At 69.7% G+C, this 16,719-nt stretch carries 12 protein-coding genes and 1 pseudogene; 5 read left to right on the forward strand and 8 right to left on the reverse strand.

From position 1 onward, the window contains the following. Window positions 1–141: 141 nt before the first annotated feature. A complete protein-coding gene (locus tag ACFXI3_RS24805) occupies window positions 142–1,533 on the forward strand; it encodes an amino acid permease (RefSeq protein WP_378402477.1) in 1,392 nt (463 codons plus the stop codon). Between the two features lie 84 nt (window positions 1,534–1,617). On the opposite strand, the gene ACFXI3_RS24810 is transcribed toward ACFXI3_RS24805, so the two are convergent. Then, window positions 1,618–2,079, reverse strand: coding sequence for a nuclear transport factor 2 family protein (locus ACFXI3_RS24810; RefSeq protein WP_378402479.1), 462 nt, complete (start codon window positions 2,077–2,079; stop codon window positions 1,618–1,620). Between the two features lie 13 nt (window positions 2,080–2,092). Next, a complete protein-coding gene (locus ACFXI3_RS24815) occupies window positions 2,093–3,004 on the reverse strand; it encodes a pyridoxamine 5'-phosphate oxidase family protein (RefSeq protein WP_344275566.1) in 912 nt (303 codons plus the stop codon). A gap of 103 nt (window positions 3,005–3,107) precedes the next feature. Here ACFXI3_RS24815 and ACFXI3_RS24820 point away from each other — a divergent pair, with 103 nt between their 5' ends. Beyond that, window positions 3,108–3,716: a CGNR zinc finger domain-containing protein gene (locus ACFXI3_RS24820; RefSeq protein WP_378402481.1), complete on the forward strand. Its 609-nt coding sequence runs from the start codon at window positions 3,108–3,110 to the stop codon at window positions 3,714–3,716. Here ACFXI3_RS24820 and ACFXI3_RS24825 read toward each other — a convergent pair. Continuing rightward, window positions 3,676–4,236, reverse strand: a complete 561-nt coding sequence (locus ACFXI3_RS24825) for a TetR/AcrR family transcriptional regulator (RefSeq protein WP_378402483.1) — start codon at window positions 4,234–4,236, stop codon at window positions 3,676–3,678. The two genes, ACFXI3_RS24820 and ACFXI3_RS24825, sit on opposite strands and share 41 nt — an antisense overlap. Window positions 4,237–4,272: 36 nt before the next feature. On the opposite strand from ACFXI3_RS24825, the pseudogene ACFXI3_RS24830 reads away from it, so the two are divergent. Beyond that, window positions 4,273–5,094 (forward strand): annotated as a pseudogene (locus ACFXI3_RS24830) (DMT family transporter); the annotation flags it as partial. A gap of 22 nt (window positions 5,095–5,116) precedes the next feature. Here the strand turns inward: ACFXI3_RS24830 and ACFXI3_RS24835 are convergent. Then, the gene (locus ACFXI3_RS24835; RefSeq protein ID WP_378402549.1) at window positions 5,117–7,423 is read right to left on the reverse strand and encodes a glycoside hydrolase family 15 protein; all 2,307 of its coding nucleotides are present in this window, start codon (window positions 7,421–7,423) and stop codon (window positions 5,117–5,119) included. A gap of 634 nt (window positions 7,424–8,057) precedes the next feature. Between ACFXI3_RS24835 and ACFXI3_RS24840 the strand changes: the two genes are divergently transcribed. After that, a complete protein-coding gene (locus ACFXI3_RS24840; RefSeq protein ID WP_344275578.1) occupies window positions 8,058–8,516 on the forward strand; it encodes a single-stranded DNA-binding protein in 459 nt (152 codons plus the stop codon). 188 nt (window positions 8,517–8,704) lie between these two features. Here ACFXI3_RS24840 and ACFXI3_RS24845 read toward each other — a convergent pair whose 3' ends face one another. The 3 genes from ACFXI3_RS24845 to ACFXI3_RS24855 all read right to left on the reverse strand — a co-directional run bounded on the left by ACFXI3_RS24845 (window position 8,705) and on the right by ACFXI3_RS24855 (window position 14,318). Then, on the reverse strand, window positions 8,705–12,433 hold the full coding sequence (locus tag ACFXI3_RS24845) for a S8 family serine peptidase (protein ID WP_378402485.1): 3,729 nt from the start codon (window positions 12,431–12,433) through the stop codon (window positions 8,705–8,707). Window positions 12,434–12,523: 90 nt separating this feature from the next. Further along, window positions 12,524–13,714, reverse strand: coding sequence for a CU044_5270 family protein (locus ACFXI3_RS24850; protein WP_378402487.1), 1,191 nt, complete (start codon window positions 13,712–13,714; stop codon window positions 12,524–12,526). Beyond that, window positions 13,707–14,318 (reverse strand): RNA polymerase sigma factor, encoded by a 612-nt coding sequence (locus ACFXI3_RS24855; protein WP_378402489.1) that lies wholly within the window; start codon window positions 14,316–14,318, stop codon window positions 13,707–13,709. The genes ACFXI3_RS24850 and ACFXI3_RS24855 overlap by 8 nt, the downstream gene beginning before the upstream one ends. A gap of 562 nt (window positions 14,319–14,880) precedes the next feature. Here ACFXI3_RS24855 and ACFXI3_RS24860 point away from each other — a divergent pair. Further along, window positions 14,881–15,516: a hypothetical protein gene (locus ACFXI3_RS24860; RefSeq protein ID WP_344275591.1), complete on the forward strand. Its 636-nt coding sequence runs from the start codon at window positions 14,881–14,883 to the stop codon at window positions 15,514–15,516. Window positions 15,517–15,858: 342 nt separating this feature from the next. Here the strand turns inward: ACFXI3_RS24860 and ACFXI3_RS24865 are convergent, their stop codons facing one another. Then, window positions 15,859–16,599, reverse strand: coding sequence for an SDR family oxidoreductase (locus ACFXI3_RS24865; protein WP_378402491.1), 741 nt, complete (start codon window positions 16,597–16,599; stop codon window positions 15,859–15,861). Window positions 16,600–16,719: the final 120 nt, after the last annotated feature.

Here is a 16,719-nt window from a genome sequence, read left to right on the forward strand (position 1 = left end):
GCGCAGCTCCAGCGCGATTTCCGGATTTCAAACGGGTCCTGCCCGATTTACCCGGTTCCTCCACGGTGATCTGGAGCACACCTTAAGTCCAGCCTAGGTGTGCTGCGTCACGCCGCCCGGTACCGCTAGCGTCTCGCAACCATGGAATCCACAGTGGTCGCCAAAGAGGGCGACAACTACACGAAAGCACTGGGCAATCGCCAGGTGCAGATGATCGCGATCGGCGGGGCGATCGGGGTCGGGCTCTTCCTCGGCGCGGGCGGGCGGCTCCACGAAGCGGGACCGTCGCTGGTCCTTTCCTACGCGCTGTGCGGCATCGCGGCCTACTTCGTGATGCGGGCACTCGGCGAACTCGTCATGCACCGGCCGAGCTCCGGCAGTTTCGTCACCTGCGCCCGCGAGTTCATCGGGCCGTGGGCCGGCTTCGTCTCCGGCTGGATGTACTGGCTGAACTGGGCGATGACCGGGATCGCGGAGATCACCGCGGTCGCGATCTACGTGCACAAGTGGCTGCCGGACGTGCCGCAGTGGATCACCGCGCTGGTCGCGCTCGGCGTGCTGATGGCGGTCAACCTGCTGAGCGTGAAGCTGTTCGGGGAGCTGGAGTTCTGGTTCTCCGTCGTGAAGGTCCTCGCGATCATCGTGTTCCTGGTGACCGCGCTCGGGCTCGTGTTCACCGGCGCGAACATCGGCGGCACCACCGCCGGCGTGCACAACCTGACCGACCACGGCGGGTTCTTCCCGGCGGGCGTCGGCATCGCGCTGATGACGCTGCAGGCGGTCGTGTTCGCCTACTCCGCGATCGAGGTCGTCGGCATCGCGGCCGGCGAGACCAAGGACGCGCGCAAGGTTCTCCCGAAGGCGATCAACGGCGTCGTGTGGCGGATCGGCGTCTTCTACGTGGGTTCGGTGCTGCTGCTGGCGATGCTGATGCCGTGGCCGTTCTACAACGGCGGCGAAAGCCCGTTCGTCACGGTCTTCTCGCGGCTGGGCATCGGCGGCATCGGCGACGTCATGAACGCCGTCGTCCTCACCGCCGCGCTTTCCTCGTGCAACTCGGGCCTGTACTCCACCGGCCGCATCCTCCGCGCGCTCGCCGACGAGGGCGAGGCGCCGAAGTTCGTCGGCAAGATGAACTCGCGGCACGTGCCGTACGGCGGAATTCTCTTCACGTCGGTGGCCTACGTGCTCGGCGTGGTGCTGAATTACATCGTGCCGTCGAAGGCCTTCGACATCGCCACCGCGATCGCGTCGCTCGGCGTGGTCGCGACATGGGCAACCCTGGTGTTCTCGCAGATGCGCATGCGCCAGGCGGCGTTGCGCGGCGAACTGGAGCGGCCGAGCTATCGGATGCCCGGCGCGCCGTACACCGGCTGGGCCACGCTCGGATTCCTCGTGCTGGTCGTGGTGCTGATGGGATTCTCCGACGGAGCCGAGAAGATCGCGTTCTACTCGATCCCGGCGATCGTCGTGGTGCTCGCGCTCGGCTGGCGCATCGTGTCCCGCAAACGGCAGGCGCGCACCGGCGCCTGAGCAAAGCCCGCGTTCCCCCATCCCCGCGAACGCGGCACCGGCCCGGCCGCTCCTCCGACACCACCGGAGGGGCGGCCGGGTTTCTTACCACAGCGGGAAGTCGACCCCGTGTTCTGCTTCCGGCCGCGGTCCGAAGATGCGCCGCTCGGCCTCCTCGATGCGCCGGTCGTTGATCGACGCCTCGCGCCTGCTCATCAGGCCGTTCTCGGCGAATTCCCAGAGCTCGTTGCCGTAGCTGCGCCACCATTGCCCGTCCGCGTCGCGGCTCTCGTACTGGAACCGGACCGCGATGCGGTTCTCGCGGAATCCCCACAGTCCTTTGCGCAGCGCGTAATCCTGCTCGCGCTCCCACTTCGCCGCAAGGAATTCGACGATCGCGGCGCGGCCGACCACGTGCGCGTCGCGGTTGCGCCACACGGAATCCGGCGTGTAGGCGAGCGAGACTTTCTCGGGATCCCGGGTGTTCCAAGCGTCCTCGGCGGCCTGGACCTTCTTCAGCGCGGCGGACAGGTCGAACGGCGGGAACGGGGGCCGCGATTCGGTCATGACGGGGGTCCTTTCAGTTGATGAGCTGGGGATTGCGCGGATACGGCGTGTGCGCGACCTGACGCGGCGCCGGACCTCCGGAGACGATGCGCCGCACCTCGAGCCGGACGATCCGGCCGGTGTAGCCGTCGTCGCCCGAGCGGCCCGCTTCGCCCCATTCGATCGCGGCGGTCCCGGAGACCTGCAGGACGCGGCCGGTGGCGAAGTCGAAGAAGAGCAGCGCGGCTTCCGGGTTCGCGGCGATGTTGCCGAGGCTGTTGAACAGGTTGTTGCCGGGATAATCGGGCCACCACAGGGCATTTCCCTCGACACGGACGAACCCGGGCGCGCCGCCGCGATGGGACGCGTCCGCGCCGTGGCCGGGGTTGACGGTGCCGAGGAAGAACGTGTCGGCTTCTTGGATCAGCTCGGTGTCGCCAGGACTCAGCTCTGGGCGGGTCTGTGCTGGTGCTGTCGGTTCGATTTCCTCGGACAGCACGCGCTGCTGGATGTATTGCGGGCAGTTGCCGTACGCCTGCTCGATGTCCACGATCAGGTGGTCTTCGGCGACGGTCGAGAGACTGCCGTTGATCCGGACCCGGCGGCGCGTGGCGAACTCGATGCTCGTCATCCCGAGCTGCTGCCCGGCCGGGAGCCCGTGCAGCGGATCGCCCTCCGGGATCCCGCGGCGGATCGCGAGCGTGGTCGCCGACCTGGTTTCGAGGAACCCGGGCGGGCCGACGATCGGCGACGTCCACAGCTGCCCCGCTGCGTCGCGTCCGGTGATGACGAGAAGCGTTCGCTCGGCCAGGAACCCCGCCATTCCCGCGGAAATCCCGGCTGGTTCGGCCATCCGCGACAAGCGCGCGGCCTGGCGTTCGACTCCGGCCTCGCGCTGGACCGCCAGCTCGCCGGCGTGGAAGACCTGCTGGATCGCCTGGTTCATGCCACCTCCTTTTCTCACGGGTCGCACGATGATGTTCCGTGAGAAGTTCTAGCAGTCGCTTCTCACGGATGCAACCCATTCCATCCGTGATACGGTCTCGGCCATGGGGATGCTGCCGGACGAGGTCGTGCCGGTCCGCCTGATGGCGACCGTCTGGGCCGACACGAGCGGGCTCCACGACGACCTCCGGACCCGCGAAGACCTCGACGCGTGGCTCGACGACGTCGGCATCGAACGCGGGCCGCGGCAGTCGTCCGCCGCCGAACTCTCGCTGGCACAGCGGCTTCGCGACGCCGTCCGTCGCCTCGCCGCCCAAGTCACCGCCGACGACCGGCAGACCCCGACCGTCGATCTGGACACCGCACTGGGCGACTTGAACGACCTCGTCACTCACCTGCCTGTCCCCCAACTGACTTTCGTGGCCGGGAAATTGCAGGAGAGTGCCTCGCGCGGCACTTCGCCTGTTGTCACTGGATTAGCCCGCGTGGCACGAGAATCGATCGCGCTTTTGGGCGGCCCAGAAGCGGCGAAGCTGCGCGCCTGTTACGCGCCGGGCTGCGTGCTCTACTTCATGAAGACGCATCCGCGCCGCGAGTGGTGCTCCGTCGCCTGCGGCAACCGAGCGCGCGCCGCGCGGCATTACGAGAAGGTCCGCTCGACGCGCTCACGGCTCAGCCCAGCAGCACCACCGCCGTTTCCGCCGCACGCTTGAAGACACCCTTCGCGACCCGCATGCCCGCCATCACGACCGCGCCCTCGTGCAGCAACATGATCTGCTCGCCCGCCTGACGCGGATCCGAAACCCCCGCCGACTCGGCCAGTTCGACGAAAACGCCGAGCATCCACTTCTTGCTCTCGGTCACGACCGCGTACGCCGGATGCGCGGGATCGCTGATCTCCGCGTGCGCGTTGATCATGCTGCAGCCCTTGCCGCCGTACTTCTTCGCCCACGCCTCGGACGCGTCGAACGCCGCTGCCACCCGGTCCCGCGGGTCCGTTCCGGCCTTCTCCAGCCACTCGCCCAGAAACTCCCGCCAGCGCGCGTCCCGGTCGGACAAGTACTCCACGACCAGCCGGTCCTTGGAGCCGAACCGGTCGTAGAGAGTCTTCTTCGTGACGCCCGCCTTCGCCGCGATGACGTCGACGCCGACCGCGTGGATCCCGCGTTCGTAGAACAACTCCGACGCGGCCGTCAGCACCGCTCGCGCCTTCGGGGTCCAGTCGATCGTCATGGCCCCAGTGTATACCGATCTGTATAGTCCGGTGCCATGGGTAAACCGATCGGTATAGTCGGAGCGGCCGTCCTGTTCGTCGTGTGCTGGTCGTCGGGGTTCATCGGCGCGAAACTCGGCGCGGCGGACGCGTCCGTGCCGACCGTGCTGATGTGGCGGTTCCTGCCGCTCGCGCTGCTGCTGGCACCCTTCCTGCGGGTGCGGCCGGTCGGCGAGCTGGGCAGGCACGTCCTGATCGGCCTGCTGTCCCAGTCGGGCTATCTGCTCACCGTCTACTGGGCCATCGGCGAAGGCGTCAGCACCGGCACGACGGCGCTCATCGACGGCGTGCAACCGCTGGTCGCCGCCTCGCTCGCCGGTCCGCTGCTCGGCGTCGCGGCGACCGGACGGCAGTGGCTCGGCCTCGGGCTGGGCCTCGTCGGCGTCGTCCTGGTCAGCTGGTCGGACGCCGCTTCGCACGCCCCGGCCTGGGCGTACCTGATCCCGTTCGCCGGCATGCTCGGGCTAGTCGCCTCCACCGTGCTCGAACGCCGGGCTCGCGTCCCCGCTCCCCCGTTGCGCGCGCTGGCCATCCATTGCGCCACCTCGGCCGTGGTGTTCACCGCCCTCGCGCTGGCGACCGGGAGCGCGGTGCCGCCCGCGTCCGGGCACTTCTGGTTCGCCCTGACCTGGCTGGTCGTGCTGGCGACCTTCGGCGGGTACGGGTTGTACTGGCTGCTGGTCGGACGGATCGGCATGACCGCGGTGAACAGCCTGATGTTCCTGATCGCGCCGGTCACCTCGGTGTGGGGCACCCTGTTGTTCGGCGAACCGTTCACCGTGCTGACCGGCGTCGGCCTCGGGCTGGCCCTGATCGCGGCCGTCGTCGCGAACGGACGGGTCAGCCGCCGTAGCGCTGCCGGACCACCTCCGGAGTCTCGAGGTTCTTCCCCGCGGCCATGTTCTGCGCGAGCCGGAGGTATTGGCCTTCCGCCCACATCAACGGCGCCGCGCTCCCGGTCGGACGGCCCAGCCCGAAGCACGCGACGTCGGCGCGATCCCACACCTGCTCGGGAATGAAATAGCCGTCGTTCGCCGCGTCCGCCATCGACTTCAGGTACACCGCCGCCGGGCGCCCGTTGGCCAGTTCGTACTCGCCGCGTTCGCCGGACAGCACCGGCCAGAGCCGCCCGAACCGCTGCGGCCCGTTCGCCGGCCAGCCGGTGCAGGCCGTGGTGCTCTCGCCGTAGTTGTCGTGCGGGTAGCGGTGGAAGTAGATGTCGCCGTTCGGGGTCGTCACCTGCATCGGCGCGTTGCCGTCGCGGGCCGCCGCGGTCGGTGCCACCGACTCCGCGACCGCCGGGTCCGCCGGCGCGCGGAGCCCCAGCCGGACCAGGTCGAGGAAGCCGAAGTCGACCACGTCGTGCTCGTAGAAACACCCCTCGTCGAAGCAGATCTGGCCGGTGTCGTTCGGGTCGGTACCCTTGTCCAGCCGCTCGTAATAGGTGTGGCCGCCCCAGTACCCGGAGGTCGTCCGCGTCCAGCCGTCGAGCTGCGCCCGCCACGAGTCCGCGGTGGACTCCCACTGCTGCGCCGCCGCGGCATCGCCGTTCGCCCGCGCGATCGCCCCGGCCGTGACCAGCCCGGCGACCTCCGCCGCGATCGACGACGGCGACCGCCCGTACTGCTCCTCCCACCGCTCGGTCGTCGCGGGCCCGCTCGTCCGGATGTGCTCCGCCGTCACCTTGACCCGCGCATACGTCGCCGCGTCGGTGAGCCCGGTCGTCCAGGCGAGGACGATCGCGTCGGAATCCTGGTCGAGCTGCTCGCAACAGCCGAGCTGCTGCGGCGTCGCCCCCTGGACCCCGCTCACCGGGCTGTACCGGGGAAACGCGCCGGCCGGATACGTCGTCCCGTCGCCTTGCGTGGGCGAGGAAATCCACTGCGAGGACCACAGGAATTGCGCCATCCGCTTGGCCTGCGCCGCGTCGCCCGCCGCGAGCAGCCCGGTCGCCTGCTGGTACAGATCCCGGCCCCACACGCGGTGGTACCCGTCGCCCAGCGTGTCACCGTTGACGACGTCGCCCCACGGCGTGGCCAGCCCCGCGACGCTCGCGCCGCGATGCGTCTTGTCCTCCGCCGCGTGCAACGCCATCAGCGCGACGTAATACGCCCTCCGCTGCCGCTCGTCGCCCGCCACACTGCCCGGCGCCGCCTTCAGGCTGCCGACATACTCCTCCCATCCGCGCCGATACGCCTGTTCCAGATTGTCGAATCCGCTCGCCAGCGACCCGTCCGCGGCCGCCGCCGCGCCGTGAGCGTCGCTCCCGTACCCGAGCGCGACCGAGAACGTCGTGTCCTGCCCGACCGGGATCTGTCCACATTGGACTACATTGCCAGAATTGGTGGAATCGAATTGATTCGCAATACGTTGATGTGCCCGCAAGTCTACCAGGCAATCGCTCGCGGCGCCGGAATATCCGTTGTCATGCGCGACGAACCCCGTCGAGGCCCGCAACGCCGACGCAACCGTTGTCTTCGCCCCGAACAGATCCTCCGTCCCGCTGGCCGTCAGCCCAGTCCCGTCCCACGCCGCGAGGTCATTCGCCGCGCCGCCCGCCATCGACGGATTCGCCAGCAGGTAAACCTGATACTGACCGCCGTCGAGCGACTGAAACCGCGTGCGGGCAAGAAGAGTCGGCCGCCCAGAGTCGGTGACGTACGTCGTGGTGATGCGGTAACGACCGTTCTTGGCGGTGTTCGTGATCGTGTACTCGAGCGCCTTCTCGTCCAGCATCGAAACGACGTGATCCGTCGCGTCGCGCTCCAGGTCCACAAAGGACTTCCCGTCGGTGACGACGTACTGCATGTCCTGCATGTTGGCGACGTCCGCACGCGGATAGAACACCTCGGACGTAACGCCCTTCGCGACCGTGAACCACAACGGGCTCGCCGTCCCGGCGGCGGTCCCGAGGGCGGATTTGTCCCCAGTTGTCCAAGATGACGGCCCGCCGCAGCAATCTCCCGGCGTGCCTCCCGCCGCCGGCCGCGCCGCTCCTTGCCCGCTGCCGCCCGCTCTGCCTTCCACCGCCGAACCGGGCTTCGCCCCCACTTCGGCAGGCGCTATCCCCTGTCCCGCCACCGAAATCCCCACGACTGCGACCACCGCCGCCGCCCGTCCCCACTTCCCACCGACCATGCCGCTCATGCTGCCCGCCGCCTCCGCCCGGAACAACAGCCGAACGGTGGGAACCGCTCCGCCGTCGCCGCGAGGCAAGTCCCACCCGATGGAGTGACCGAGAAGCCCCGGAAACTGTCGTACCCGGATGGTCTCCTGATTCCCGAAGCGGCGCCCGCCCCGGGCCCGCACCGAACAGAGGAGCGTCACCATGGCCGGAGAAACCGTCCGCACCGGAAACCTCGCCGCCGAGCCGGAGCTCGCCTTCGCCGTCTCCGTCGCGAACACCCTTCAATTCCTGGACCGCCAATCCCACGATTTCGCACGACGGCGAGCTTCCCCGCACAGACCCGGAGCCACTGCGCCGCCCGGTCAGCCCGACTCGCCGTCGAGCCCGGGTTCAGGCGGCATGGGCAGCCCGAGTTCGCATCGTCGGCGGAGGACGATCGCCCGAACCTGCTTCGCGACGTCTTCGAGCTGCGCCTGCGCCGCTGCTCGACAGCAGCGCAGGCGCCAACCGTGCCCGACGTGAGTGATCCCGAGACGGGTCTCATTCACCCCAACTGAACGCGCACATCTTTCGACCAACGAAAACTGATCGAGTCCACTCGATCGTCACCTTCGCCGCCACGGACTTGGCGGCACAAGACCAAGGAGCTTCATCATGGCCGGAGAAACTGTCATCACCGTGGTCGGGAACCTGACCTCAGACCCCGAACTGCGGTTCACCCCCTCAGGAGCCGCGGTCGCGAATTTCACTGTCGCGTCAACGCCCCGCACACTCGATCGGCAGTCCGGCGAGTGGAAGGACGGCGAGGCACTGTTCCTCAGGTGCAGCATCTGGCGGCAGGCAGCGGAAAACGTCGCCGAAAGCCTCACCCGGGGCGCGAGGGTGCTCGTCACCGGACGTCTGGTCCAGCGGTCATTCGAGACCAAAGAAGGAGAGAAACGCACCGTAGTCGAACTGCAGGTGGACGAGATCGGCCCGTCGCTGCGGTATGCCACCGCCCGGGTCACCAAGGTCAGCCGCAACAGCGGCGAAACCGGCGGGCTGAGCGGAGAAAACTGGGGCGCCGCGCCGGTGCCCGCCGGAATCGGCGCGGGTGGTGAGCCGCCATTCTGATTCGCACCGGTGGCGGCCGGCTGAGACCCAGTCGCCCATACGGCCAACCTGCATGTCGAACCGAAGGGAACGCTGCCTCAGACACGCTTGCACCACCGGAAAGCCACCGCACGCCTCGGATGGCCTCCCCGCACCCGACCGGCGGCCGGGTGCGGGGGTTCGCCCGACGCGGCAAACCCCCGCACCGCTCAACCGATCTGATAGGCGCGGGTAATCGTCTGGCTCACCGCATTGCCCTTGTCGTCGGCAGCCTTCGCCCGCAACGAAGCGAACCCGCTCGCCGGATTGCGGACCTTGGCCGTCCACTTCGGACCGTCCGCGGTCAGCTCCACCGGTTGCCAGGTCGCGCCGTCGTCGTAGGAGATCTCTACCGTCAGCTCGGTGACCTTCGGCGGCGAATCCTGCCGGGTCACGGTCACCGGGAAGCTGATCTCCTTGCCGCCCGGCACGACGTTGCGCAGGTCCGCCGGCGGGGCGAAGCCGACCGCGAGCATGCCCAGCGGGCCGTCCTCGAACAACGTCGGGGCGACCGTCCACTCGCCGCTGACCTTCGTGGACGTCGGCCACCAGGGCTTGTCCCGGGTCACTTCAGTGGTGATCCGGTACGTGCCGAACCGCGCCGGGGCCTGGAAAACACCTCGGCCCGGAGAGTTCTGGGCACCGAGGAGCTGGCCGTCGAGATAGGCCGAGGTGGTGCCTCGGTCCAGTCCGTTCAGGTAATCCGCACTGCTGCTGTGCCCGGCCGCGTCGGAGAACACCGGCACCGTGACGTCGAGCGCCCAGTCCTTGGTCCGCGACACCCACGGGCGGCCCGACGCGGTGGGACCGGTGAAGGAGGGGCCGATAACAGCGGTGTTCCAGTCGATGCGGTAGGACTTGCCCGCCGCGAGGGTGCGCTGTCCCTCGACGAGGGTGCCGCCCTCGGCGACGCTGACATCGGTGAACTCGACGCCCTGCACCTGGAGCCGCCAGTCGCCCGGGGTGAAGTAGCGCCGTTGCTCGGACTGCGGCGCGGTACTCGCCCCGCCCCGGTTGACCTCCCCATCGGCACCCACCACGATCGCGTACACCATCGGGAGGAATTCCTTGGCGTAGCCGTGGTAGGCCATAGTCACCGCGGCCACGTCCGCGGCCCTCGCCTCGTGCGCCAGGTCGGCGGGGATGCTGCCCGCCGACGGGTAGTACAGGTCGTACTGGTAATCGCTGCGGTCCCGCGTGGTCAGCGAGGAGGTCAGCCCGCCAGCCTTGGCCAGTGTCACGTAGCGGTCGCCGGTGTAGCCGTCCAGCTGAAGGGTCGGCAGCGACCACTTCTCGGGCAGGGCGCCGAGCAGTGCGGCCGAGGCGACGGGGTCGACGAGGCGGAAGGCCGCGAGCCGCCCGCCCGCCGCCTTGACGTTGTCGATCCGCTTGCCTGCCTCGACGACGGGCATGCCGTCCGGGAAGTCCAGCACCACCAGCTTGTCCTTGGCGTCCACTTTGGACAGGTCGGCCGGCGTGCCGGCACCGCCGTAGACGGTGCCCAGCCGCTGAGTGGACGGCGGAGGGCTGTCGGAGAACCGGGTGAAGCCCGCGTCCACCGCCAGCGGCTGCGTCCCTTCCGCGGTGAGTTCGATCCACGGCTGGTAGAGCTGCACGTCCTCGGTGAAGCGGAAGTACTTCGAACTCACGCCCGGGGTGGAATAGGCGTAGAGCCGCTGGAACTGCGCGCCGGCGGCCAGCCCGAGCGACACCGGCTCGTGCGGTCCCTCGGGGCGGGTCTCCAAGCGGGCGCCCAGTCCGCCGTCGAGGGCTCCCGTCTGGTCCGTGCGCACCGTCACCGGCTTGGCCTGGCGGGCATCGAAGGACACCTTCGTATCGCGGGCCACCTTCACGACGGGGTTGGCGAACGCGGTGATCTCCGGCGGCCCGCCCGGCTTGCGAGCCGTGAGCCCCGCACTCAGCGTGTACTCCCCCGGCGGCACCCGCATCGGCTTGCCCGCGTAGCCCAAGAAATTCTGTCCGGTGTGGACGTTCACCGCGACGGAGGTTTGGAGGTCCTGCTCGCCCGGAGCCTTGCCGTCCCTGCCCAGCAGGTTCGCCGACAGGTCGTACAGCTCCGGCTCGTCCTTTACTCCGACCGGGGTGCGTACCCGGGTCTTGCCGTCCGCGGTGCCCGCCAGCAGCAGACCTGCGTAAGTCCCGGGCTTGCCGGACCTCGCGGTGAACGTGATGTCCACGGCGGCCTTGCCGCCGGCGGGCACGGTGACCGAGTTCGCCGAGATCTTGGCCAGGTTCGCGGCGGGCGGCTGCCCCTGCTTGTCCGCCAGGCTGAAGGCCAGGTTGAGCGTGACCGCCGCGGTACCGGGGTTCGTGTAGGTGACGGTGCGCTTGCCGGGCTTGTCCGACCAATGCACCACAGTGTTCACCGTCGCGGGCTCGGACTGGACAGCCTGGGTCACCGCCGCTGCCGCGTCGAGCCGGCCGCCGCCGATCGCGGCCACTCCGATGCCCGGCAGTTCCTTGGCCGCGCCGACCAGCCCGGACTTCAGTTGCTCGCCAGTCCATTCGGGGTGCTCCTGGGCCAGGATGGCTGCCGCTCCCGCGGTGTGCGGCGTGGCCATCGAGGTGCCGGAGAGCCTCGTGTAGTGCTCGTCCACCGGATCGCCCAGCGCGGTCCCCTTGGCGCGCGCGGCCACGATGTCGCTGCCTGGCGCGCCGATCTCCGGCTTCACCGCGCCGTCGCCGACGCGCGGGCCGCGGTCGGAGAACGGGGACAGCGCATCGGATTTGGTCACGCTTCCCACCGCCAGCGCGGCGTCGGCCGTCGCTGGGGAACTCACCCCCTCATCCTGGCCCGAGTTGCCGGCCGCGATCACGAACAGCGTGCCGTACTGACGGCTCAGCTTGTTGACCGTCTGAGAGCTGGGATCGGTGCCGTCCGTGGGATAGGTGCCCAGGCTCAGGTTCACTACCTTCGCCTTGGCCTCGCGCGCGGCCCACTCCATGCCGGCCATGATGTCCGACTCGCGGCCCGAGCCGCCGTCGTTCATCACCTTGCCGATGGCCAGCCGCGCGTCCGGGGCGACCCCCTTGTACTTGCCGCCCGAGGCCGCGCCGGAACCGGTGATGATGGAGGCGACGTGCGTGCCGTGCCCGTTGCCGTCGACCACGTCGCCCTTGCCGCTGAAGTCCTTGCTCTGCGCGACTTTTCCGGCCAGGTCGGGATGCTCCGCGTCCACTCCGGTGTCCAGGATGGCCACGGTGACGCCCTTGCCGGTGTACCCGGCCTGCCAGGCCGCGGGCGCGCCGATCTGCGGCACGCTCTGGTCCAGCGAGGCGTGCACCTGGTGGTTGAGCCAGATCTTGCTCGGCCCGCCCGAGAGCACGGCCGGTCCTGCCGCGCTCAGCCCGGCCCAGAACCCCCTGGCGTCCTTTTTGGACTCGGCGAGTTCGGAGTAGCCCAGTGCGTCGAAGCTGCGGCCGCGCTGAGCACCGGACGGCGCGGCCGAGCGAGCGGCCACACCGTCCGGGTACTCGGCCAGCAAGGGCAGTGTGTCGGTGGCGGCGTCGTCGTAGCCCTGGCGGATCAACCCGGTGACGTTGAAGAGTTCCTGGTCTAGCCGACCTGATTGGAGGAGAGGAATGGCTGAGGCGGGCACCAGGTAGGAGTCGGTGCGGTCGCCGTGCCGGGCGCCGAACTGGACGTACGGCGGGTGCCCGGAGCGGGCGTCGTCCTGCACGGCCAGCGACCAGTGGCCGCGCGCGTCCTTGCGCGCGCTGACCCGGTCGCCGGTGATCAACGTGACCTGGTGACTGGCACTGTCCCCGGGCGCGGCCGGTGCACCGGCCGCGCCCGCCGGACCGGGCAGGGCCGTCAAGGTCGCCGCCGCGCAGGCCGTGGCCAGCGCGACGGCGGTCAACCGTCTCCGTGGTGTCATCAGTTCTCCCTGGTGAGGTGATGCCGGATTTGCCGGAGCAGCGGGGCAATTTCGGATGGTTCGCCGAGAACAGGAGGTGACACGGCGGGGTCACTGTCCGGGCGGGACGACTCCCTGCTCGTCAGCGACCGCGGTCTGGACCGAACTGGAGAAGGTCACGGTGCCGGGATTGATGCCCGCTGTCGTGATGTCGTTGTCGTCACGCTTGAGCCGGGTCCGGCGTTCTCCGATGAATTCGCCGGTGGCGGGGTCGACGATGATCTCCATGCGGAAGGTGCCGTCGACGGGATCCACGCCCAGCGCGACGCCCGTGCGGCCGTCGAGGTTGGCGACCTGCTCGGTCACTTTGAGGCCGGGGATCTTCGCCACCGCGCGGTACAGCGACTCCTTGAGATCGGCCGGCAGGGTGCCGGTCTTGAGCAGTTGCGCGGCGATGTCCAGCACCCCGCCGAGCTTGGGTTTGTTCACCACCGAGAGGTCGGCCGCCATCAGGTCGTACAGCTGCTGCGGGTCGCGCGGCAGGTCGGCCAGCCGCTGTTCGGTGGGTGCGCCCCATTCGTCGGCGGACCGGCCGACGATGGCCATGGCCTTGCCGGAGAACTTTCCGCCCGCGGCACGCCATTCGCCGCTCGGCCAGTACTCGCTGAGGTCGGCGCCGTGGCCTCCGTTGAGCTTCTCGGTGCCCGCCTTGAGCGTTTGCTCGTCGCCGATCAGCCACTTCCGGCTGCCGGTGGGCGCCGTTTTGAGCAGCCATTGCCCGGCGAAGTCGCTGGGCTGCCAGGTCTGGGTCAGTTGCTCGCCGGCAAAGGCGGCCGGGACCCGGCTGTCGTTCCACAGGAGCCAGGTGCGGGTCGCGACATAGCGGAACTTGCCCGCCGGGACGGGAGTCTCGCCGATGACGTGGATCTTGTCCGCGGCGGTATTCAGCGCCTGCCTCACCGACAAGAACTTCACTCGTGGCGCGGACGCTGAAGTCGGCCCCGAAGAGTCGGCTCCGGTGGTCACCACGGTGACGCCGACAGCGATGACCGCTGCCGCGGCGGCCGCGCTGATCCACCAGCGTCGCCCAGCCCGGGATGCCGGCTTGCCCTTGAACTCGGTCAGCGGGGCAGTTTCCGGCGCGGGGATGCTTTTCCCTTCGAGGGACCGCACGGCGTTCACCAGCGCGTTGTTGGCCGCGGCCAGGGTCCGCCTGCCGGTGGGTTCCTCGGCACGCAGCGAGGCCAGCGCCTCGTCCAGCTCGTCGTTCGTCCACAAGCGACGGACGTTGTTCTCAGTCATCGTCGCGCTCTCCTTCCAGACTGGGCGGGGCCTTCGGCGTGGCTCGGGCTCGAAGCAGCCGCCTGACCCGATGCAGCCGGGAACGGACAGTGCCCGCGGGAATGCCGAGGACCGCACCGATCTCGCTGGCGTCCAGCTCTCCCCAGCTGGACAGCAGCAGGACGTCCCGGTCCCCCGGCGCGAGGCCGGCCAGCGCGGCGGCCAGTTCCCGGACCCTGACCTGAGCGTCGACCTGGTCGGCGACCCGGTCCGCATGACCGTGCGCGACCGGCGTGCCGTGGTCGCGGGCGGTCATCCGCAGGTACCGGATCTCGGCCCTGGCATGCTGGCGCAGCAGGTTCGTCGCGATGCCGAACAACCAGGCGCGGGCGCTGGCCCGTGCCGGGTCGTAGCTGGCCCGGTGCTGCAACGCGATCAGGAAGGTCTCGCCGACCAGATCGTCAGCCGCGCCGGGCCCGGCGCGGCTGGCCAGGTATCGGCGCACGTCCCGGGCGTGCCGGTCGAACAAGCTCTGGAAGATCGGCTGCAGGTCGGGCCCGCACAAGTCCGGTCGATCGTCACCGTCCGCCGCGCCCGCCGCGGCGTACCGCTCCGCCCTAGTCACATCGGATATTCGCCGGAGCCGCCGGAAGTGTTCATCCCGACCCAGCGACGCCACGGCCCACGGCCGCGGACAACCGGCCCGGCCTGTTCGCCACGAGAGACCGCGCCTGGTCGCCGACCCCGGCCTCCGCCACAAGAGACCGTGCCCGGCAGCCGCCACAAGAGATCGCACCTGGCAGCCGACCCTGGCCTCCGCCACGAGAGACCGTGCCCGGCAGCTGGCCCCGAGCTTCGCCACGACAGATCGCGCCCGGCAGCCGACCCCGGCCTCCGCCACGACAGATCGCGGCCCGCACCCGACCCCGGCCTTCCCACGAGAGATCGCGGCTGGAAGCCGACCCGGCCTTCCCCCACGAGGGACCGCGCCTGGTTGCCGACCCCGGCCTCTGCAAGCCGGACCGTCGCCGCCGTGCGCCCAGGTCCCGACGTCAACCGGCCGCACGCCTCGATCCCCGCTGAACTCCGCGGGTGGTCTGGTCCTTTCCCAAAAAGGTCCATACCACTGACCGAAAGCCGACTATCGGCCCTGACCGGCCGGAAATTCCGCTGGTAGCTTCCGATCCATGCCCGCATCCCGCCGGACCAAGGCCGGAATCCCAGTCCTCGCCGCGATTTCCGTACTGCTGCTGGCTCCGCTCTCCGCGCCAGCCGCGCAGGCCGCTCCCGCCGGGCACCCCGGCGTCAGCGTGCAAGACGAATGCAGCACCCCGTCGATCAACCGGCTGCAGAAGTGGCTGGCCAGCGGCGAAGGAACGACCGTCCCGCCCACCGGCAGCCTCCTCGTCCCCGAAGGCGACGGCTACGCGGCGAAGGTCGTCTTCCAGAACAACGAATGGCACGTCGCCGTGGTCTGGCTGGGCAACCAGTTCGACGCACAGGCCGACCTCGGCCATTCGTCCGGATTCTGGCTGACCTACAGCGCCGACGACGACCTTTACGTCCAGCTGCGCCCCGCCTCCCACTGGAGCGGCGGCGACAAATGGCTCACCCGCATCCCCTCGACCGGCGGCCAGCTGGTCCGCAAGTTCTTCCCCTTCGACGCCGACGCGTGGACCTGGCTTCCCGAACTGGGCCAGCCGCAGTATTCGTTCGCCTCCGCGCTGACCGAAGCCCGCGGCCTGGTCTTCGTCGGCAAGACCCCCAACACGCTCGACTTCCGCGAACTGCTCATCGACGGCTACCAACCGCCCTGCCTCTGACCCCGCCCGCCGCCTCGGCCCGAACCAGTCGCCCCGCCGAGGCTCCGGCACCCCACCGAGGTTTCGGCGCCCGGCAGGCCAGGAACAGCACCCGCTTCTTCCCGGCCTGCCGGTTCCGTCGCACCACCGACAGCCACGACAGCCACAACCGCCACGACCGCAGCAACCGCTGCCAGTCGCGGGCACCGGACACCGCCACCACCGACCGCCACGACCGCTGCCGGGCACCGGGCACGGGCACCGGGCACCGGGCACGGGCACGGCCGCCACCACAGCCGCTGACTGCCGCGACCGCCAGGACCGCCAGGACCGCCAGGACCGCCGAAAACGTTGCCGGACCCGCTAGTTCTGCACCGCGGGCCGAATAGTGATGTCCCCGATCTCGACATCGTCCGGCTGCTCGATCGCGAACCCGATCGCCCGCGCCACCGCGGCCGGGTCCAGCGCGAACTCTTCGACCCGCCGCCGAATCGCATCCCGCTCCCCCGGGTCGTCGATCGAATCCGCCAGCTCCGTCCGGACGAACCCCGGCGACACCGACGTCGTGCGAAGAACCCCGTCCGTCGATTCCTGCCGCAGCGCCTCCAGGATCGTCCGCACCGCGTTCTTCGTCCCCGCGTAAACCGCCTGCGCGGGAACGATCTTCAGCCCGGCCGTCGACACCGTCGTCACCAGATGACCGCGGCCCTGCCGCCGGAAAACCGGCAGCGCGGCGGCGATCCCGTGCAGCACCCCGCGCACGTTCACGTCGATCATCGCCGTCCAGCCCTCGACGTCGGCGTCCGCCACCGGTCCCAGCTTGGCGATCCCGGCGTTGCCCACCAGCACGTCGAGCCGGCCGAACTCGTCGACCGCCCGTTGCACGAGCCGGTCCAGGTCCGCGCGGAGCGTCACGTCGGTGACGCACGCGACCGCGCGACCTCCTCCGTCGCGGATTTCCTTCACCAGCGCGGCGAGCCGATCCTCGCGGCGCGCGCCCAGGACCACCGCCGCGCCCCGTGCCGCCAGCAGCCGACCGGTCGCCTCGCCGATTCCGCTGCTGGCACCGGTGATCGCGACTACTTTCCCAGCCAGCACTGACATTCCCACCCCTGACACCTAAATGGACACGTGTCCGCAAGCTTACCGGACACGTGTCCGCATACGCCAGCGAGCATCGGCGGCATCAACATCGGCCGGAGCGCAGTCAAGGAAGCGTGAGCG

The organism is Amycolatopsis sp. NPDC059235, assembly GCF_042754125.1.
GTDB lineage: Bacteria > Actinomycetota > Actinomycetes > Mycobacteriales > Pseudonocardiaceae > Amycolatopsis > Amycolatopsis albidoflava.